The organism is Streptomyces sp. NPDC057682, assembly GCF_042799575.1.
Classification (GTDB): Bacteria; Actinomycetota; Actinomycetes; order Streptomycetales; family Streptomycetaceae; genus Streptomyces.
In genome coordinates this window covers 159226-180943 of record NZ_JBHVIN010000020.1, presented here as the reverse complement: position 1 = coordinate 180943, position 21718 = coordinate 159226, and the positions used below count along the sequence as shown (strand labels likewise).

The following is a 21718-nucleotide window of genomic DNA, read 5'->3' as shown; positions in this document are numbered from 1 at the left end:
GCCGGAAACGCCCGGTGCCGGCCCCCGCGTACGGGGACCGGCACCGGGCGAAGGCGCGTGCGCGCCCGTCCGTCAGAGGCGGCCGGACAGGATCCGGCCGATCTCGGCGGCGGGTTCGGGGGCCATCATCGCCTCGTGCGTGGCGGCGACGCCGACCCGTTCGAACTCCCCGGAGAGATACGGCGCCCAGTCCTGCGGCCTGGCCCAGTCGCGGACGTTCTCCTCGGCCGCGACGAGCAGCACGTCGCCCTTGTACGGCACGGGCTCCGTCGGGGAGGCGAGGCGCACGTTGTTGACGAGGACGTTCAGCACGTCGGCGCGCTGCTTCTCGTCGAGGTGGCGCACCTCGCCCTCGCTGCGGCCCATGTAGCCGACGATCCCGGCCCGGAGGGCCGCCTCGTCGGCGGGCAGGGTGTCGTCCTCGCCGTGCATGCGGGCGTACGCCTGGTACATGGCGGTGAGGATCTCCCAGGCGTCCATCGCCACCCGCCGCTCCTCCTCCACCGGATAGGCGTCGAGGAGGACGAGCAGCCCCACCTCCTCGCCGCGCTGCTGGAGTTCGGCGGCGAGCGCCTGGGCGAGCGTGCCGCCGAGCGACCAGCCGAGCAGGTGGTACGGGCCCTGCGGGCGGACCGCCTTGATCTGCGCCACGTAGTCGTCGAGCATCTCGTCCATGGACGCGGCGGTCGGCGTCTCCCCGTCCACGCCCCGGGACTGGAGCCCGTAGACGGGGACGCTCGGGTCCAGGGTGCGCAGCAGCCCCGAGTAGCACCAGCCGAGCCCGCCGACCGGGTGGACGCAGATCAGCGGGGTGCCCTCCCCCGTGGTGCGCAGCGGGAGCAGCACGTCGAAGCCGCCGCCCGTGCCGTCGCCGCCGTCCGCGCCGTCCGGGCCGTCCGGGCCGTCGATGCGGCGCAGCAGGGCGGCCGGGGTGGGCGCCTCGAAGACGGCCCGCATGGGGATGCCGGCCCCGAGCACCTGGGCGACGAGCCCGGCCAGCCGGGAGGCGAGCAGCGAATGACCGCCCCGTTCGAAGAAGTTGTCGTCGATGCCGACCGTGTCGACGCCGAGGACCTCGGCGAAGAGCCGGCACATCAGCTCCTCCCGCCCGCTGCGCGGCGCCCGGTGCGCCCCGTGCCGCTCGGGCGGTGCGGGCAGGGCGCGGACGTCGAGCTTGCCGTTGGGGGTCAGCGGCAGCGCGTCGAGCGCGACGACCGCCGACGGCACCATGTGCTCGGGGAGTTCACCGGCCAGCGCCGACCGGAGCGCGCCGGTGTCGGTGGTGGCGTCGTGGAGGACGGTGTAGGCGACGAGCCGGCGGTCTCCGGGCCGGTCCTCCCGTACGGTGACGGCCGCCGCCGCCACTTCGGGCAGCCGGGACAGGGCGGCCTGGATCTCCCCGAGTTCGACGCGGAAGCCGCGGAGCTTGACCTGTCCGTCGCCGCGGCCGAGGAAGTCGATGCGGCCGTCGCGGCGGCGGGCGGCCAGATCGCCCGTTCGGTACATCCGCTCGCCGGGCGCACCGAACGGGTCGGCGACGAAGCGGCTCGCGGTGAGCGCCGCCCGGTTCCGGTAGCCCCGGGCCACGCCGTCGCCCGCGATGTACATCTCGCCGGGCACCCCGGGCGGGACGGGGCGCAGCCGGGCGTCCAGCACGTAGACGCGGACGCCGGGCAGCGGACGCCCGATCGGCTGGCGGCCGGGCTCGGCCGGGTCCATGAGCCCCTGGGTCACCTCGACGGTCGCCTCGGTCGGCCCGTAGGCGTTGACCATGCGCCGGCCGGGGGCCCAGCGCTCGACGAGCCGGGGGGTGCCGGCCTCGCCGCCGGACATCAGCGTGGCGAGGTCGGGCAGCTCGGTCTCGGGGAGCCCGGCGAGGACGGCGGGCGGCAGATGGGCGTGGGTGATCCGCTCGGCGCGCAGCAGTTCGGCCAGCTCCGCGCCGACGGGCACCTGCTCCGGGATGACGAGGCAGCCACCGGTGAGCAGCGCCATGGTGAGTTCGGCGACGGACACGTCGAAGCTCGGCGAGACGAACTGGAGGACCCGGCTGCCCGGCCCCGCCCCGTGCAGGGCGCGGTGGTTGGCGGCCAGCGGGGCGAGGCCCCGGTGGGTGACGACGACGCCCTTGGGCGTCCCGGTGGAGCCGGAGGTGTAGATCACGTACGCGGGGTGGTCCGGGAGCAGTCCGGTGACCGGCGGCGCGGTGTCCTCCGGGGCCGCGTCGGGCCCCGGGCCGTCGAGCAGGAGGAGCGGTCCGGCGTCCCCGGGCAGCCGCCCGGCGTACGCGGTGGTGGTGACGACGCACCGGGGCGCGGTGTCCTCCAGCATCAGGGCGACGCGCTGGGCGGGGTAGTCCGGGTCGACCGGGAGGTAGGCGGCGCCCGCCTTGGAGACGGCCAGGACGGCGGCGACGAGGTCGGCGGAGCGGGGCAGGGCGAGCGCCACGACCGTCTCGGGTCCGGCGCCCAGGGCGCGCAGCCGGTGCGCGAGGCGGGTGGAGCGGGCGTCCAGTTCCGCGTAGTCGAGGACGAGGTCCCCGTACCGCACGGCCGGGGCGTGCGGGGTGGCGGCGGCCTGCGCGGCGAACAGGGCGGGCAGGGTGGACGGGGCGGCGGGCGCCGGCCGGCCCCGGCCCGCGTCGAGCGCGGCGGTGCGCTCGGCGGCGGAGAGCAGGTCGACACGGCTGAGCGGCAGCGCCGGATCGGCGGCCACGGCGGTGAGCAGCCGCACGAAACGGTCGGCGAGCGCCTGGGCGCTCTCCGGGTCGAAGAGCGCGGTGGCGTACTCGACGATGCCGGTCAGCCCCGCGGGCTCCCCGGCGGCGTCGTGCGTCTCGGCGACGGAGAAGGACAGGTCGCAGCGGGCGACGCCGACCCCGAACCCCTCGAAGCCGACGCTCAGCCCCGGCAGGTCCATCTCCGGCTCCGCGGTGTTCTGGAACGCCAGCATCACCTGGAACAGCGGATGGGCGGAGGACCGGGCCGGGTTGAGGGCCTCGACCAGCCGCTCGAACGGCAGGTCCTGGTGGCCGTAGGCGGCGAGATCGGCCTCGCGCACCCGGTCCAGCAGGGCGGCGAACGCGGGGTCGCCGGAGGTGTCGGTGCGCAGCACCAGCGTGTTGACGAAGAACCCGGCCAGATCGTCGAGCGCCGGGTCCGTGCGGCCGGCGACGGCGGTACCGATCGGGATGTCGTCCCCGGCGCCGACGGCACTGAGGAGCGCGGCGAGCCCCGCCTGCACCGTCATGAACAGGGTGCTCTGGCGGGCCCGTGCCAGGGCGGCGAGCCCCCGGTGCGCCTCGGCGTCCAGCCGGAAGGCGACGGAGGCGCCCAGGTGGTCGGCGACGGCGGGCCGGGGCCGGTCCGTGGGCAGTTCGAGCTGTCCGGGGGCACTGGCCAGCGCGGTGCGCCAGAAGTCGAGCTGCCGGGCGAGCGGGCTGCCGGGGTCGTCGGCGTCACCGAGCACGGCGCGCTGCCAGAGCGCGAAGTCGGCGTACTGGACGGGCAGCGGAGCCCAGTCGGGGGCCGCGCCCCCGCACCGGGCGGTGTACGCCTGCGCGAGGTCGCGCAGCAGCGGGGCGACGGAGCTGCCGTCCCCGGCGATGTGGTGGACCAGGAGCAGCAGCAGGTGCTCCCGTTCCGAGACCCGCAGCACCGTGCAGCGCAGGGGCGCCTCGGTGGTGAGGTCGAAGGCGTGGCGCGCGGCGTCGAGCAGCGCCCGGGCGGCCCCCTCGGCGGTGGTCTCCCGCAGCTCGACGGCGGGCGGCTCCGCCGGCAGCACCCGCTGGTACGGGGTGCCGTCGGCCTCCGGGAACACGGTGCGCAGCGTCTCGTGCCGGGCGGTCAGGTCCCCGAGCGCGGCGGTGAGCGCGGGCAGGTCGAGCACGCCCGTGAGCCGCAGCGGAATGGGGATGTTGTACGTGGGGCTGGGGCCCTCCAGCCGGTGCATGAACCAGAGCCGCTGCTGCGCGAAGGAGAGCGGCACGCGTGCGGGCCGCTCGGCGCGCTCCAGGGAGGGTCCGGTCCGCTCGCCGTCCCGGAGGCGCCGGGCGAGCGCCGCCGGGGTGGGGAACTCGAAGAGTTCCCGGACGGGGACCGAGACGCCGAAGGCGGCACGGACCCGGCCGAGCAGCTTCACCGCGGACAGGGAGTGCCCGTCGCACTCGAAGAAGTTGTCGTCGGCGGTGATGCCGGTCTTCCCGAGCACCTCGCCGAAGAGCCCGCACAGGATCTCCTCCTGCGGGGTGGTCCCGGTGCGCCTTCGGCGCGGGGCCTCCGTCTCCGGGGCGGGGCCGGGCAGGGCGGGGGCGGCGGGCAGGGCGGCCCGCTCGGCCGCGTCGAGCACCGGCAGCTCCGCGACCGGGGCGTCCGGCCGGTCCGTCATCGCGTCGAGCAGCCGCAGGGCGTGCGCGACGAGGATGCGGGCGGCCTCGGCCCCGTACACGTCGGTCCGGTACTCCAGGCGCAGCAGCAGCCGGTCGCCCTCGATGCCGGAGATCATGCGCAGCGGGTAGTGGGCGGCGTCCTTGCCGGAGACCTCGCGGACCCGCACCCCGGCGTAGGAGGGCGGGGCGGTGTCGCCGCCGGGGTAGTTCTCGACGGTGAGGGCGGTGTCGAAGAGGTCGCCCCGCCCGACGAGCCGCTGGAGTTCGCCCAGGCGCAGGTGCTGGTGGTCCAGGAGGAGCCCCTGCTCGTCCTGGAGCCGGGCCAGCTGTGCGGCGAGGGGCGCGGAGCGGTCGAGGCGGACCCGGACCGGCACGGTGTTGATGAAGAGGCCGACCATGGTCTCGATGCCGGGTATCTCCGGCGGGCGCCCGGACACGACCGAGCCGAACACCACGTCGTCGGAACCGGTCAGCCCGCCCAGCACCAGGGCCCACATGCCCTGGAGGAGCGTGTTGACGGTCAGCCCGTGGGCGCGGGCCGCGGCGACGACGGCCGCGGTCCGCTCCGCGTCGAGCCGGGCCGTGGCGTACGCGGGGAGCAGCGGCGCCCGCTCCGCGTCGGGCGCGGCGACGAACGTCGGGCCGCGCAGCCCCTTCAGCGCCCCGGTCCACGCCTCCCTGGCGGCGTCCCGGTGCGCGGAGCCGGCCGCCTCGCGCCCGGCGAGCCAGGCGAGATAGGCGCGGTACGGGGTGACGGCCGGCAGCCGGGTCGGGGCGCCGTTCTCCGCGTACAGCGTCAGCAGCTCCTGCTGCACGATCGGCGCGGACCAGCCGTCGAGCAGGATGTGATGGTTCGTCATCACCAGGTGGTGCAGTTCGTCCCCGGCCCTGACCAGGGTGAAGCGGAGGGCCGGGGCGGTGGTGAGGTCGAAGCGGCGGACCCGGTCCTCGTCGAGGAGGGCGTCCAGGGCGGTGTCCCGCTCGGCGGGGGTCAGGGCGGAGAGGTCCTTCTCGGCCCAGGGCAGGACGACCTCGCGGTGGATGACCTGGATGGCCTGCCCGTTGGCCCGCTGCCGGAACGCGGCCCGCAGGTTGGCGTGGCGCCGCAGCAGGGCGCCGGCGGCGGTGCGCAGCCGGGCCGGGTCGAGGGGCCCTTCGAGCGTCAGGCACAGCTGGGTGTTGTAGACGTCGGTCCCGTCGGCGTGCGCGTCCCCCTCCGCGTCGGCGAGGGCGTGGAAGAGGAGCCCTTCCTGGAGCGGCGAGAGCGGCAGGACGTCTTCGAGCCCCGAGCCCTTTCCGGAGGCCTTCGTCGCGGTCCTCGTCGCGGTCGGTGCCGGGGACATCGTGGCGTGCGTCATGCGAGTTCCCTCAATTCTGCTTCCAGGTCGTCGATTTCGTCCTGGCTCAGGGAGACCAGGGAGAGGTCGGACGGGGTGTAGCCCCCGGCGTCCGGTGCCTCGGCATGCTCGGCGAGCGCCCGCAGCATGCGGAACCACGCCGTCGCCAGCGCGCGGACGTCCTGTTCGGCGAACAGGGCGTCGGGCCAGGTCCAGGTGGCGGTGAGTTCGGGTCCGGCCGGCAGGTCCTCGGTCAGCGCGTTGATCTCCAGCGCGTGTCCGACGGGCATGTCCGGGTCCCTGGGCCGCGGACCGTCCGCGCCGGGGACGACGGCCCAGTCGGCGGTGTCCTCCGGTGCTCCGGAGGCCGCCGCGTCGAACCGGCCGAGGTAGTTGAAGCCGATCTGCGGGGCGGGGCGGGCCAGTTCGCCGCCGTCCGGGACGAGGTGGCGCAGCAGCCCGTAGCCGATTCCGTGGTCGGGCAGGGCGCGCAGCTGCTCCTTGATCTGCTTGAGCGCCCGGCCGACGGCGGCTCCCGGGTCGGCGAGTTCCGCGTCGGTGACCGCGCCCGGGTCGATCCGTACGGGGTAGAGGGAGGTGAACCAGCCGACGGTGCGGGAGAGGTCGGCGCCCGGCACGATCTCCTCGCGGCCGTGCCCCTCCAGGTCCAGCAGCAGCGAGGTCCCCAGCTCGGTGCCCTGCCGTCTGCGGTGTTCCAGGACGGCCAGGGAGAGCCCGGTGAGCAGGACGTCGTTGATCCCGGCGTGGTACGAGGCGGGGACCGTCGTGAGCAGGGCCCGGGTGACCTCGGAGGACAGCCGCAGCGTGAGCGACCGGGTGGTGCCCGCGACATCGCGGCCCGGCTCCAGCGGTCCCGAGCCGAGCACCGGATCGGGTCCGCCCACCGCCCCCTCCCACAGCACGCGTTCGGTCCGGCGCGCCTCGGCGGCCTCGCCGAGCAGTCCGGCCCAGCGGCGGAAGGACAGCGGTACGGGGTCGAGGTCCCGCCCGGCCCAGGCGGCGGCGAGGTCCGGGAGCAGGATGCGCCAGGACACCCCGTCCACCACCAGGTGGTGGGCGACGATCAGGAGGCGGCCGGGCAGCACGGGCCCCCGGTCGAACCAGACGAACCGGATCACCGCACCCGTCGCCGGGTCCAGCTCCCGCCGCGCCGCCTCGGCCTCGCGCGCGGTGACCGCGTCGAGCGCCGGGTCGGCGAGACCGGCGATGTCCACACGGCGCGGGGCCACCGGGGGCGGGGTCCCGTCCGCCGGGGCGGCGGGCGGGACGGTGAGCCGCCAGCCGCCGTCCGGGTCCGGGACGGCCCGCATCCGGAGCACGTCGTGCCGGGCGACCAGTGCCCCGAGCGCCGCCGCGAGCCGGGCGGGATCGGCGCCCGCGGGCACCTGGACGGTCATGGACTGGTTGAACCCCTGCCAGGCTCCGCCGAGTTCGCGCAGCCAGTGCATGATCGGGGTGGCCTCGACGGCCCCGGTGGCGATGTCCGGGACTTGCTCCCGCTCTCCCGTCCCGGGCTCCTCGGCCAGGGTGGCGAGCACGGCCGGGCACTGGTGCGTGAAGACGTCCCGGGCGGTGAACGCGAACCCGGCCCGGCGGGCCCGGCTGACGAGCTGGATCGACAGGATGCTGTCCCCGCCGCTCTCGAAGAAGCCGGCGGTCGGCGCGACCCGGTCGAGGCCCAGCACCTCCGCGAAGAGCCCGCACAGGACCTCCTCCCGCTCGGTCACGGGACCGCGGTCGCCCTCCGTCCCGGCGACCGGGACCTCGGGCCGGGGCAGGGCCTTGACGTCGAGCTTGCCGTTCGGGGTGAGCGGCAGGGTTTCGAGGGGCACGAAGGCGGACGGGACCATGTACTCCGGCAGCCGCTCGGCCACGTGCGCTCGGAGTCGTACGGGGTCGGCGCCGCCGACGACGTACGCGGTCAGACGGCGGTCCCCCGGCCGGTCCTCGCGCACGATCACAGCGGCCTGCTCGACCTCCGCGCACGCACCGACGACGGCCTCGACCTCGGCCAGCTCGATCCGGAAGCCCCGCACCTTGACCTGGTTGTCCGCACGGCCGACGAACTCCAACTGACCGTCCGCACGCCACCGGGCCACATCACCGGTGCGGTACATCCGCTCGCCGGCCGCACCGAACGGGTTGGCCACGAAGCGCCCGGCGGTCAGGTCCGGGCGGCCCAGATACCCACGGGCCAGCCCGGCACCGGCCACGTACAGCTCGCCCGCGACACCGGGGGCCACCGGCTGGAGCCGGGCGTCGAGCACATAGACGCGGCTGTTGACGACCGGCCATCCGATCGGGGCGATGACGGGCCCGGAGAGGGGGCCGCTCATCGTGGCGCAGACGGTCGTCTCGGTCGGCCCGTACGCGTTGATCATCCGGCGACCGACCGACCACCGCTCGACCATGGCCGGCGGGCACGCCTCACCCGCCACGACCAGCGTCATCCCGTCCGGCAGCCCGTTCTCCGGCATCACGGACAGGGCGGCGGGCGGCAGCGTCGCATGCGTCACCCCGTGCCGGGCCAGCACACCCGCCAGCCCCTCACCGGGCAGCAGCTCCTCCGAGGTGCCCATGACGAGCCGGGCCCCGGAGACGAGTGCCATGCACAGTTCCCAGGCGGCGGCGTCGAAACTGGGCGAGGCGAACTGGAGGATGCGGCTCTCGCGGGTGATGTCGAACGACTGGATCTGCGAACGGACGAGGCTCGCGATCCCCGTGTGCGTGACGACCACGCCCTTCGGGCGGCCCGTCGAACCCGAGGTGTAGATCACCCAGGCCGGGGCCTCGGGAACCAGCGGGGCCGTACGCTCCCCGTCGCTCAGGGCGGTGTCGGCGTACCTGCCCAGGACATCGGCCAGGTCGTCGGTCACCACCTTCTCGGAGCCGGGGAGCCCGTCGGCGGACGCCCGGTCGGTGAGGACGAGGAGGGGCTGGGCGTCGTCGAGCATGTATGCGATGCGGTCGGCCGGGTAGGTCAGGTCGACCGGCAGATAGGCGCCGCCCGCCTTGACGACGGCCAGCACGGCGACCAGCCAGTCGACCGAGCGCGGCAGCGCGACGGCCACCCGCTGCTCGGGGCCGACCCCGCGCCCCACGAGATACCGGGCCAGCCGGTTCGCCCGCGCGTCCAGCTCGGCGTACGACAGCGAGACGTCCCCGCAGACCACCGCGACGGCGTCCGGAGCCTCGGCCGTGCGCTGCTCGAAGAGCGCCGGCAGCGTCCCAACGGGCACGTCCTGCGCGCTGTCGTTCCACTCCTCCAGGAGCCGTACCCGCTCCGGCGCGGAGAGGACGTCCAGCGAACCGATGGGCCGCTCCACGTCCGCCACCGCCGCGTCCAGCAACCGCACCAGCCGCTCCGCCAGCAGCTCCGCGCTCGCCCGGTCGAAGGAGTCGGTCGCGTAGACCAGGCTGCCCGCCAGGCCGTCGGGGGCACCGGACGGGTCGCGGCGCTCGCTCAGGCTGAACGCCAGGTCGAACTTGGCGGCCGGGGTGTCCAGACCGTCGACCACCGTGCGCAGGCCGGGCAGCTGGACGTCGGCCTCGGACACATCGGTGCGGAAGGTCAGCATGACCTGGAAGAGCGGGTGGTACGCGAGGGAGCGTGCCGGGTTGACGGCCTCGACGACGCGCTCGAAGGGCACGTCCTGGTGCGCGAACGCGGCGAGGTCCGTCTCCCGCACCCGCTCCACCAGCTCACGGAACCCCGGATCGCCCGAGGTGTCCGTCCGCAGCACCAGCGTGTTCACGAAGAACCCGACGAGATCGTCCAGCGCCTCGTCCGAACGCCCCGCCACCGCCGTACCGATCGGCACGTCCGACCCCGCACCCAACCGCGTCAACAGCGCAGCAACCGCAGCCTGCACCACCATGAACACCGTCGACCGCGTCGAACGAGCCAACTCCACCAAGGCCCGATGCGTCCCCGCACCCACCCGGACATCCACATCACCTCCCACATGCGACGCCACCACCGGACGCGGCCGGTCCAACGGCAACTCCACCAACTCGGGGAGACCCTTCAACTCCCGCTCCCAGAAAGCCGACTGACGCGAGACCAAGCTCTCCGGGTCGGACTCCTCACCCAGCACGTCCCGCTGCCAGAGCGCGAAGTCGGCGAACTGCACCTCCAACGGCGCCCACCCGGGAACCTCGCCCCGCGTCCGCGCCGCGTAGGCCGCCGACAGATCCCGTACCAGCGGGCCCGTCGACCAGCCGTCCGCGACGATGTGGTGCATCAGGACGAGCAGGACGTGGCGGTCCGGACCGGACCGGAACAGCGTGACGCGGACCGGGACCTCGTCCTCCAGCGCGAAGGCGTAGGCGGCGGCCTCGGCGAGGGCGGCATCCGCTTCCGCCCCGTCCACGTCCACGACCGTGAGGGCGGGCACGTCGCCGTCCACGGGCAGCACCTGCTGCCGGGGCACCCCGTCCACGGCGGGCAACACCGTCCGCAGCACCTCGTGCCGGGCCACCACGTCCGCCCACGCCGACGTCAACGCCGCCACGTCCAGCGGACCGTCGAGGCCGAGCGTCAGGGGGATGTTGTAGGTGGCGGCGGCGCCCTCGACCTGGCCGAGCACCCACAGCCGCCGCTGGGCGTGGGAGAGCGGAAGGGTCTCGGGCCGCTCCCCGCGCACCGGTGAGGTGCGTGCGGAACCGGCGTCGTCGATCCGGCCGGCCAGGGCGGCGGGCGAGGGCGCCTCGAAGAGCGTCCGTATCGCCAGCTCGACCCCGAAGGCCGTGCGGATTCCACTGATGAGGCGGGTCGCCAGCAGCGAATGCCCGCCGATCTCGAAGAAGTTGGCGGTCGGGGACACCTGGTCGAGGCCCAGCACGTCCGCGAAGAGCCCGCACAGGATCTCCTCGCGCTGGCTGCGCGGACCACGGCCCCCGTCGGTGCCGCCCGAGGAGACCTCGGGTTCCGGCAGGGCCTTCACGTCGAGCTTGCCGTTGGGGGTGAGCGGCAGGGTTTCGAGGGGCACGAACGCGGAGGGGACCATGTACTCCGGCAGCCGTTCCGCCACATGCGCCCGGAGTCGTACGGGGTCCGCGCCGCCGACGACGTACGCGGTCAGACGGCGGTCGCCCGGCCGGTCCTCGCGCACGATCACGGCGGCCTGCTCGACCTCGGCGTGCGCACCGACGACGGCCTCGACCTCGGCCAGCTCGATCCGGAAGCCACGCACCTTGACCTGGTTGTCGGCGCGGCCAACGAACTCCAACTGCCCGTCCGCACGCCACCGCACGACGTCCCCGGTACGGTACATCCGCTCCCCCGGCCCGCCGAACGGGTTGGCCACGAAGCGGCCCGCCGTCAGGTCCGGGCGGCCCAGATAGCCCCGGGCCAGGCCCGCACCCGAGACGTACAGTTCACCGGCCACCCCCGGCGCCACCGGCCGGAGCCGGGCGTCGAGCACGTACACCCGGCTGTTGACGATCGGCCGCCCGATCGGCGCGATCACCGGACCCGCGAGGGGGCCGCTCATCGTGGCGCAGACCGTGGTCTCCGTCGGGCCGTACGCGTTGATCATCCGGCGGCCGACCGACCACCGCTCGACCATGGCCGGCGGGCACGCCTCACCGGCGACCACCAGCGTCATGCCGTCCGGGAGTCCGTTCTCCGGCATCACGGACAGGGCGGCGGGCGGCAGCGTCGCATGCGTCACGCCATGCCGGGCCAGCACACCCGCCAGCCCCTCACCGGGCAGCAGCTCCTCCGAGCTGCCCATCACCAGACGCGCCCCCGACACCAGCGCCATGCAGACTTCCCACGCGGCGGCGTCGAAGCTAGGGGAGGCGAACTGGAGGATCCGGCTCTCCCGGGTGATGTCGAACGACTGGATCTGCGAACGGACGAGGCTCGCGATCCCCGTGTGCGTGACGACCACGCCCTTCGGGCGGCCCGTGGACCCGGACGTGTAGATCACCCAGGCCGGGGCCGCCGGGACGAGCGGGGCCGTACGCTCCGCGTCGCTCAGGGGGGTGTCCGCGTACCGGGCCAGCACGTCCGCGAGCGCGTCCGTCGCCACCTTCTCCGGACCGGGGAGCCCGTCCGCGTAGGCGGACTCCGTCAGGACCAGGAGGGGCTGGGCGTCGTCGAGCATGTATGCGATGCGGTCGGCCGGGTAGGTCAGGTCGACCGGCAGATACGCACCGCCCGCCTTCACGACGGCCAGCACGGCCACCAGCCACTCCACCGAACGCGGCAGCGCGACGGCCACCCGCTGCTCCGGGCCGACCCCGCGCCTGACGAGATACCGGGCCAGCCGGTTCGCCCGCGCGTCCAGCTCGGCGTACGTCAGCGAGACGTCCCCGCAGACCACCGCGACGGCGTCCGGAGCCTCGGTCGTCCGCTGCTCGAAGAGCGCCGGCAACGTCTCCACCGCGATGTCCTGCGCGCTGTCGTTCCACGCCTCCAGCAGCCGCACCCGCTCCGACTCGCCCAGCACCTCCAGCGAACCGATCGGACGCTCCACGTCCGCCACCGCCGCGTCCAGCAACCGCACCAGCCGCTCCGCCAGCAGCTCCGCGCTTTCTCGGTCGATGAGCTCCGTGGCGTACGTCAGGCCGCCGGTGATCCCGGCGGGGGTGCCGTCCTCGGCGGTCTGCTCGTGGAGGCTGAGGGTGAGGTCGAACTTGGCGGTGCCCGCGCTGAGGTCTTCGAGCCGGCCGGTCAGGCCGGGCAGGGAGAGTGCGGCGCTCGCGTTGTTCTGGAGGACCAGCATGATCTGGAAGAGCGGGTGGTACGCGAGGGAGCGTGCCGGGTTGACGACCTCGACGACGCGCTCGAAGGGCACGTCCTGGTGCGCGAACGCGGCGAGGTCGGTCTCCCGCACCCGCTCCACCAGCTCACGGAACCCCGGATCACCCGAGGTGTCCGTCCGCAGCACCAGCGTGTTCACGAAGAACCCGACGAGATCGTCCAACGCCTCGTCCGAACGCCCCGCCACCGCCGTACCGATCGGCACGTCCGACCCCGCACCCAACCGCGTCAACAGCGCAGCAACCGCAGCCTGCACCACCATGAACACCGTCGACCGCGTCGAACGAGCCAACTCCACCAAGGCCCGATGCGTCCCCGCACCCACCCGGACATCCACATCACCTCCCACATGAGACGCCACCACCGGACGCGGCCGGTCCAACGGCAACTCCAGCAGTTCCGGGAGACCCTTCAACTCCCGCTCCCAGAAAGCCGACTGGCGGGACATGAGACTGTCCGGGTCGGACTCCTCGCCCAGGACCTCCTGCTGCCAGAGCGCGAAGTCGGCGAACTGCACCTCCAGCGGCGCCCACCCGGGAACCTCGCCCCGCGTCCGCGCCCCATAGGCGGCCGACAGGTCCCGGAGCAGCGGGCCCGTCGACCAGCCGTCCGCGACGATGTGGTGCATGAGGACCAGGAGCACATGGCGCTCGGGGCCCACGCGGAACAGGGTCGGGCGGACGGGGATCTCCCGCTCCAGCTCGAAGCCGTATCCGGCGGCCTCGGCGAGGGCCGCGCGGACGGACTCCTCGTCGGACTCGACCGGGCCGGGCAGACCGGCACCGGCCGGCAGCACCCGCTGCCGGGGCACCCCGTCGACCTCGGGGAACACCGTCCGCAGCACCTCATGCCGGGCCACCACGTCCGCCCACGCCGACGTCAGCGCCGCGACGTCGAGGGGACCGTCGAGGTGCAGGGCGAGGGGCACGTTGTACGTGGGGCTCGGGCCCTCCAGACGGTGGAGGAACCACAGCCGCTGCTGGGTGTACGAGAGCGGAATCATGACGTCTCCTCAGTCCTCTTCATGGGCCGCAGCCTGGGCCGTGCCTTCTCGGCGCCGGCCAGCATCCCCGCGAGGGCTTCGGCCGTCGGGTTCTCGAACAGGGCGCGGATCGCGAGTTCGGCGTCGAACACCGTGCGGATCCGGCTGATGAGCCGGGTCGCGAGCAGCGAGTGCCCGCCCAGCTCGAAGAAGCTCTCGTCGGCTCCCACGCCCTCCAGGCCCAGGAGTTCGGCGAACAGGCCGCACAGGATCTCCTCCTGTGCCGTCCGGGGGGCGCGGCCCGCGCGCTCCGTGCTCTGCTGAGGGGCCGGGAGCGCCTTGCGGTCGACCTTGCCGTTCGGGGTGAGCGGCAGGGCGTCCAGCGTGACGAACGCGGACGGGACCATGTACTCCGGCAGCCGGGTTCCGGCGGCGGTCCGCACGGCCGTGGCGTCGAAGCCGGGGCCGGGGACCACATAGGCGACGATCCGGTGGTCGCCGGGCCGGTCCTCGCGGACCACGACGGTGCTCCGGAGCACGGTGGCGTGGCTGTTGATCTCGGCCTCGATCTCGCTGAGCTCGATGCGCAGCCCGCGCACCTTCACCTGGTCGTCGGCGCGGCCGACGAACTCCAGCTGCCCGTCCGCCGTCCACTTCACGACGTCTCCGGTGCGGTACATCCGCTCCCCCGGCCCGCCGTACGGGTTCGCGACGAAGCGTCCCGCCGTCAGGTCCGGGCGGCCGAGGTAGCCGCGGGCGAGCCCGGCTCCGGCGAGGTACAGCTCGCCGGGGACCCCGGTGGCGACCGGGTGCAGCCGGGTGTCCAGGACGTAGGCCGCGGTGTTGTCCATGGGGCCGCCGATGGGCGGTGTCCCGTCGTAGGCGTACGGGCGGCGCACCTGGTGGCGGGTGGCGTACGTGGTGGACTCGGTGGGCCCGTAGACGTGGACGACCCGGGTGTCCGGGCAGTTATCGGAGACCCGGCGGAAGGCGGCCGGTGAGCCGGCCTCGCCGCCCGTCCACACCTCGCGCAGGGCGCCGAGCGGGTTGCCCTCCGCCTCGGCGAGGACGTTGAACAGGGCGGTGGTGAAGAAGGCCGCCGTGAGCGTTCCGCCGGTGAGCAGCCCGGTCAGGGTGTCGAGGTCGGTGGCGCCGGGCGGGGCGATGACGATCTCGCCGCCGCTGAGCAGCGGCACCCACATCTCGTACGTGGTGGCGTCGAAGGCGAGCGGGGAGTGCAGCAGGACCCGGGCGTGGCCGCCTCCGGCGAAGGAGCGGTCGGCGGCGAGGGCCGCCACGTCGGCGTGGGTGACGGCGACGCCCTTGGGGACGCCGGAGGACCCGGAGGTGAACATGGCGTAGGCGAGCCGGCCGGGGTGGACGGGGAGGTCCGGGTCGTGGTCCGGTCCGGGGGCCGCGAGGCCGTCGGTGTGGAGGACCGTCGTGCCGTCGGGCAGGGCCGGTGCGGCCGGGTGGCCCCGGTCGAGGACGACGTGCGTGGCGTCCGCCTGGCCGAGGATCGTGCGGATGCGGTCGGCGGGGTAGCGGGTGTCCAGCGGGACGTACATCGCCCCCGCCTTGAGAACGCCGAGGATCGTGGCGACCGCGTCGAAGGACCGGTCCTGGAAGAGGACGATCCGGGTCTCCGGCCCGGCACCGGCCGCGATGAGCCGGTGCGCGATGCGGTTGGCCCGCCGGTCGAGCCGGGCGTACGTGAGGGTGTCGGCGCCGAGCCGGACGGCGGTGGCGTCGGGGGTGCGGGCCGCCTGCGCCCGGAACAGCGCGGGCAGCGAGCCCTGCGGCAGCGGGGTCGCCGTGGTGTTCCAGCGGTGCAGCACCCGGTCGCGTTCGGCGGCCGGAAGGATCTCCAGATCGCCGATCGGCAGGTCCGGGTCGGCCACGGCGGCTTCCAGGACGCGCACCAGGGCGTCCGCGACGAACCGGGCGGTGTCCCGGTCGAAGAGGTCGACGGCGTAGCCGAGGGTGCCGGCGAGGCCGTCGTCGTGCTCCTCGACGCTGAAGGTGAGGTCGAACTTGGCGGCCCCGGCGCTCAGGTCCTCGGCGCGGGCCGTCAGTCCGGGCAGGGTGGGCGCGGACGCGGGGTCCTGGAGGACCAGCATCACCTGGAACAGCGGGTGGTAGGCCAGCGAGCGCGCCGGGTTGACCGCCTCCACCAGCCGCTCGAAGGGCACGTCCTGGTGGGCGAAGGCGGCCAGGTCCGTCGCGCGGACCCGTTCCAGGAGCGTCCGGAAGCCCGGGTCGCCCGAGGTGTCCGTCCGCAGCACCAGCGTGTTCACGAAGAACCCGACGACGTCGTCGAGCGCCTCGTCGGAGCGGCCCGCGACGGCGGTCCCGATCGGCAGGTCCGTGCCCGCGCCCAGCCGGGTCAGCACGGCGGCGACCGCCGCCTGCACCGCCATGAAGACGGTGGTGCCGGTGGAGCGGGTCAGCGCGGTCAGGGCGCGGTGGGCGTCGGCGCCCAGCCGGAAGGAGACCTGTTCGCCCCGGTGGTCGGCCACGGCGGGCCGGGGCCGGTCCAGTGGCAGTTCCAGGACGTCGGGCAGGCCCGCCAGTTGTTCCGTCCAGTAGGCGCACTGCCGGGCGAGCGGGCTCGCCGGGTCGTCGGCGTCGCCGAGGGTGCCGCGCTGCCAGAGCGCGTAGTCGGCGTACTGGACGGGCAGGGGCCGCCAGTCGGGCGCCCGGCCGCCGGCCCGTGCCGCGTACGCCCGGGACAGGTCGCGCAGCAGGGGCCGGGTGGACCAGCCGTCGGCGGCGATGTGGTGGATCACCAGGAGCAGCACGTGCCGTTCGGGCGCGAGCGCGAACAGGGTGGCCCGGACGGGCAGGTCCTGGTCGAGGGCGAACGCGCAGCGGGACGCGGCGGCGAGGGCGGCGGGCAGTTCCTCCGCGTCGCAGGTGACGGTGGACAGGCGGGGGGCGCCCTCCTCCGGCGGCAGGATCTGCTGGTGGGGCTCGCCGCCGCTCTCCGGGTACCGGGTGCGCAGCGATTCGTGGCGGGCGGTGAGGTCGGCGAGGGCGGCGCCCAGCGCGGTCACGTCGAGCGGGCCGTCGAGGTGCAGGGCGAGCGGGACGTTGTACGTGGAGCCGGCGTCGTCGAGCCGGTTCAGGAACCACAGCCGCTGCTGGGCCGGGGAGAGCGGGACGCGTTCCGGGCGCGGCTGCGGGCCCAGCGGGACGGGCGCGGTGTCGGCGTCCACGAGGCGGGCCGCCATGCCGCCCGGGGTCGGCGCCTCGAACAGGGTGCGCAGCGACACCTTGACGCCGAAGACCGTGCGGATGCGGCTGATCAGCCGGGTGGCGAGCAGCGAGTGGCCGCCCAGGGCGAAGAAGTCGGCGTCGGCGCCGACCCGTTCGAGGTCCAGGACCTCGGCGAACAGCCCGCACAGGATCTCCTCGCGGGCGGTGCGCGGGGCGGTGCTCCCGGTGTCCTCGGGCACCGCCTCGGGGACGGGCAGCGCGTCCCGGTCCAGCTTCCGGTTGGCGGTGGTCGGGAAGGCGTCGAGCAGCACCACGGCGGCCGGGACCATGTAGTCCGGCAGGTGCCCGGCCGCGAAGGAGCGCAGCGCCGCCGCGTCGGCTCCGGGGCCCTCGGGGACGGCGTAGGCGACGATCCGCTTGTCGCCGGGCCGGTCCTCGCGGACGATCACGGCGGCCTGCCGGACGTCCGGGTGGGTGCCGAGCAGGGACTCGATCTCGCCCAGCTCGATGCGGAAGCCGCGCACCTTGACCTGGTGGTCGACGCGGCCGGCGAACTCCAGGAGCCCGTCGCGGTTCCAGCGGGCCAGGTCGCCCGAGCGGTACATCCGGGCGCCCGGCGGTCCGAAGGGGTCGGCGACGAACCGGCCGGCGGTCAGTCCGGGGCGGGCGTGGTAGCCGCGGGTGACCAGGTCACCGGCGATGTACAGCTCGCCGGAGACCCCGGCCGGCACGGGCTGGAGCCGGCGGTCCAGAACGTACATCCGGGTGTTCCAGACGGGCCTGCCGATGGTCACGACGCCGGAGGGGACCGGGTCGCCGGGGGCGATGCGGAATTCGGTGCAGCCGACCGTGGTCTCGGTGGGGCCGTACTCGTTGATGACGGTGGCACCGGGGTGCCGGGCCCGCCAGGCGTCCAGCACCTCGCCCATGAGGGATTCGCCGCCCAGGACGAGCTGCCGGGTCGGTGAGTAGGTGGCGTCGGTCTCCATCAGGAGGGGCAGATGGCTGGGCGTGGCCTTGACGAACGCGGGCGCCTCGGTGAGCGCGTCGGGCCGGGCGGTGCCGTCGAGCGCGGCCAGCTGCACGGTGCCGCCCGAGGTGAGCGGGGCGAACAGGCCGGTGACGGTGAGGTCGAAGGAGACCGGGGAGTGGACCAGGGCCCGTTCCGCCACGCTGTCGTACGCCTGCCGGGTCCACGCGAGGTACACGTTCAGCGAGCGGTGCTCGACCATGACGCCCTTGGGGCGGCCGGTGGAGCCCGAGGTGTAGATGACGAACGCGGTGTTGGAGGGTCCGGCCCGGCGGATACGGACGGGCCGCGGCGCGGGGGCGGCGAGCCGTGCCGCCGTCTCCGGGTCGTCGAGCACCACCCGGTGGTACGCCTCCGGCAGCCGGTCCGCGAGGGCGGTGGTGGTGACGACGGCGACCGGGCCGACCTCGTCGAGCATGAACGCGATGCGGTCGGCCGGGTGGTCGAGGTCCAGCGGCAGATAGGCGCCGCCCGCCTTGCCGGCCGCGAGGAGCGTGGCCACGAGGTCGACGCCCCGGGGCAGGGCGACCGCGACGAACGTCTCGGGCCCCACGCCGAGTCCGGCCAGCTCCTCGGCGATGCGTCCGGCACGGGCGTCCAGCTCGCGGTAGGTGAGGGTGCTGCCCTCGTGCTCGACGGCCACGGTGTCCGGGGTGCGGGCGGCCTGCGCCTCGAACAGCTCCGGCAGGGTCGCCTCCGCGACCGGGTGCGCGGTGTCGTTCCACTCCACCGTCAGCCGTTCGCGTTCGGCCGGGTCCAGCACGGGAAGCGCGCCGATCGGCAGATCGGGGCGGTCGGCGGCGGCGGTCAGCAGCCGCACCAGCCGGGCGGCGATGTCCTCCGCGCTCCGGGCGTCGAAGAGCGCCGAGGCGTATTCGAGGGTGCCCGCGAGTCCGGTCGGTCCGCCGTCGGCCGCGGCCTCCTCCTCGAAGAGGAACGAGAGGTCGACCTTCACCGATCCCCGGTCCACGGTGCCCAGGTCGGCGGAGAGCCCCGGCAGGGCGAACTCCGTGCGGCTGTCGCCCCCCTGGAAGGTCAGCATGGTCTGGAACAGCGGGTGGTACGCGAGCGAGCGCACCGGGTTGAGGTGCTCCACCAGCCGGTCCAGGGGCAGTTCCTGGTGGGCGAGGTCGCCCAGCGACCCCTCCCGGACCCGGGCCAGCAGGGTGCGGAACGACGGGTCGCCCGAGGTGTCGGTGCGCAGGCACACGGTGTTGACGAAGCAGCCGATGGCCCCGTCCAGCGCCTCGTCGTCGCGTCCCGCCGCCGCCGTGCCCAGCGGGATGTCGGTGCCCGCGCCGAGCCGGGTGAGAAGGGCGGCGATGCCCGCCTGGACGGTCATGAAGAGCGTGGTGCCGGTACGCCGGGCCAGCGCGTCGAGCCTGCCGCGCACCCCGGCGTCCAGGGCGAACGCCACCCGGCCGCCGCGGGTCCCGGCGACCGCGGGGCGGGGGCGGTCGGTGGGCAGGTCCAGCACGTCGGGCAGCCCCGCCAGGCGCTCCTCCCAGTAGCCGAGGTCCGCCTCCCCCCGGTCGTGGGCGCGCTGCCACAGCGTGTAGTCGGCGTACTGGACGGGCAGCGGTGCCCAGCCGGGGGCCTCCCCGGCCAGCCGGGCCGCGTACGCCGTGGACAGGTCCGAGGCGAGCGGGCCGAGCGAACCGCCGTCCACCGCGATGTGGTGGACCACGATCAGCAGGACGTGGCGGTCCTCGCCGGTCGTGAACAGGGCGGTGTGGACCGGCGGCCGGGCGGCCAGGTCGAAGCGGTGCCGGGAGGCCGCGGTGAGCCGCGCGGGCAGCTCCTCCTCGGACACCTCGGTGACGGAGAACGGGACCGGGGCCGCGTCCAGGACGACCTGGCGGGGCTCCCCGCCGGACTCCCGGTACACCGTCCGCAGGATCTCGTGCCGGGCGGCCAGATCGGCGAACGCGGCGCGCAGCGCGGCGATATCGAGGCGGCCGGTCAGCCGCAGCGTGTACGCGGTGTTGTACGAGGTGTCCTCGGCGTCCAGCTGCGAGACGAACCAGAGCCGGCGCTGGGCGGCCGAGAGCGGCACCGACTCCGGGCGCTCCACGGGGGCGAGGGCGGGGCGGCCCGGGACGGCCGCGTCGAGCAGGGCGGTCAGCGCCGCCGGCGTCGGGGCCTCGAAGACGTCACCGACCCGGAGCGTCGCACCGAAGACGCGGCGGATCCGGTTGGTGAGGCGGTTGGCCTTCAGGGAGTGGCCGCCCAGGGCGAAGAAGTCGGCGTCCGGGCCGACCCGGTCCCGCCCCAGCACCTCCGCGAACAGCCCGCACATCAGCTCCTCGCGGACGGTGCGCGGCGCCCGCTCCGGGCCCCCGGTCGCGGACGGCACGGGCAGCGCCGCCCGGTCGACCTTGTGGTTCGCGGTCAACGGCAGGGCGTCGAGGACCAGCACCCGGGCCGGGGCGCTGTATCCGGGCAGCCGCGCGGCGGCGAACCGGACGACGGCCTCCGGGTCGAGGAGGGTGTCCCGGTCCGCGACCACATAGCCGGTGACCGAGCCGTCCCGTACGGCGACGGCGGCACGGGCCACGCCCGGGGCGCCGAGCAGGACGGACTCGATCTCGGCGGGCTCCACCCGGAAGCCCAGGATCTTGACCTGGTCGTCGCGCCGCCCCTCGGGGGCGAAGGTGCCGTCCGGCAGCTCCCGCACCAGATCGCCCGTGCGGTAGACACCGCCGAAACCGGCCGGGGCGTCGTCGGCGTAGCGGGCGAGGTACGCGGTGCGGACGGTCAGTTCGCCGTCCTCGGCGCGCTCCAGCCGCACCCCGTCGATGCCGGGGCCGAGCGGCACGAGCGCCCCGTGGCGGGCGGCCGGGTCCGGGGCGGTGCCGGGCTCGCGGGCGACCAGGACGGAGACGGCCTGCGGGGTCTCCGTGGTGCCGTACAGATTGAGGACCCGGGCGTGCGGGGCGAGGGCCGCCCAGGCGTCGGCGGTGGCCCAGCCCAGCGGCTCACCGCCGAATCCGGCCACGGCGAGCGCCGGCCAGCCGCCCTCGGGGGCCTCCTCGGCCAGCACGGCGCCCAGTCCGGGGGTCAGATGCGCGACGGTGATGCCGGCGTCGGCCAGCCACCGGGCGGTCCGGTCCGCCTCGCGCACCTCGGCGTCCGGGAAGACCAGGGTGCCGCCGGCCCACAGCGGCGCGAACACGTCGCGCAGCAGCGGGTCGTGGCCGAGACCGGACAGCACGGCGAAGCGGTCGCCGGAGCCGAGGGAGAAGCGCGCGGTGTACCAGTCGAGGAAGTGCTCGACCGGGGCCCAGTCACCGAGGACGGCACGCGGCTCGCCCGTGGTGCCCGAGGTGAAGGCCAGATAGGCGGGACCGTCGGCGGCCGGCGGCGCGGACGGCTCCGGGGCCCCGTCCCGCTCCGGGAGGCCCGGCGGGAAGTCCCCGGCGTACAGCACCGGGGCGCCGTCCGCCGTCTCCCCGGGGACACCGGCCGGATCGCAGGCGATCCACGCCGCGGGGCGGGCCGCGCGGGCGCAGGCGGCCAGCCGCTCCCGGGGGTGGGAGGCGTCCAGCACGGTGAAGGCGGCGCCGCTCTTCGCGATGCCGAGGAGCGCCAGGGCCAGCAGCGGGGTGCGTCGCGCGTGCACCGCGACGGTGTCGCCGGCGGTCACCCCGAGGGCCCGCAGCGCGGCGGCGATCCGGTCCGTCGCCCGGTCGAACTCCCGGTAGCTCCAGGAGACTCCGGGACCGGACACCGCCACCCGGTCCGGCGTGAGCCGGGCGTGTCCGGAAAGCCGTGCCACCGGGCCGGGTCCGGATCGCTCCAGGTCCCGTATCACCACACCTGCCATGGGTCCGACTCCTCAATTCGCGCGTCTGCACGGTCCGCTCGCATTCGACCTGGAGGCACAACCTAGGAACGCGCCATTTCAGCGCGTTATTGAAAGCCTTTCAGCGGCCGCCCGGCGGCCCGCATAAGCCGGTGATATGGCGCC

3 protein-coding genes are annotated in these 21718 nt (G+C 74.9%); all 3 read right to left on the bottom strand.

Translation table 11 applies throughout. The features are described from left to right. Positions 1-72: 72 nt before the first annotated feature. Genes ACFVDM_RS31650 through ACFVDM_RS31640 form a run of 3 tightly spaced genes read right to left on the bottom strand, consistent with a single transcriptional unit; the run spans position 73 to position 21574 of the window. Positions 73-5745 (bottom strand): amino acid adenylation domain-containing protein, encoded by a 5673-nt coding sequence (locus ACFVDM_RS31650; protein WP_383648407.1) that lies wholly within the window; start codon positions 5743-5745, stop codon positions 73-75. After that, a complete protein-coding gene (locus tag ACFVDM_RS31645; RefSeq protein ID WP_383648404.1) occupies positions 5742-13520 on the bottom strand; it encodes an amino acid adenylation domain-containing protein in 7779 nt (2592 codons plus the stop codon). The genes ACFVDM_RS31650 and ACFVDM_RS31645 overlap by 4 nt, the downstream gene beginning before the upstream one ends. Next, on the bottom strand, positions 13517-21574 hold the full coding sequence (locus tag ACFVDM_RS31640) for an amino acid adenylation domain-containing protein (RefSeq protein ID WP_383648400.1): 8058 nt from the start codon (positions 21572-21574) through the stop codon (positions 13517-13519). Before ACFVDM_RS31640 ends, ACFVDM_RS31645 begins: the two co-directional genes overlap by 4 nt. Positions 21575-21718 lie beyond the last annotated feature (144 nt).

Coding starts and splice junctions, on each gene's coding strand:
- ACFVDM_RS31650 (WP_383648407.1), bottom strand. CDS start 5,745: ATGACGCACGCCACGATGTCCCCGGCACCGACCGCGACGAGGACCGCG.
- ACFVDM_RS31645 (WP_383648404.1), bottom strand. CDS start 13,520: ATGATTCCGCTCTCGTACACCCAGCAGCGGCTGTGGTTCCTCCACCGT.
- ACFVDM_RS31640 (WP_383648400.1), bottom strand. CDS start 21,574: ATGGCAGGTGTGGTGATACGGGACCTGGAGCGATCCGGACCCGGCCCG.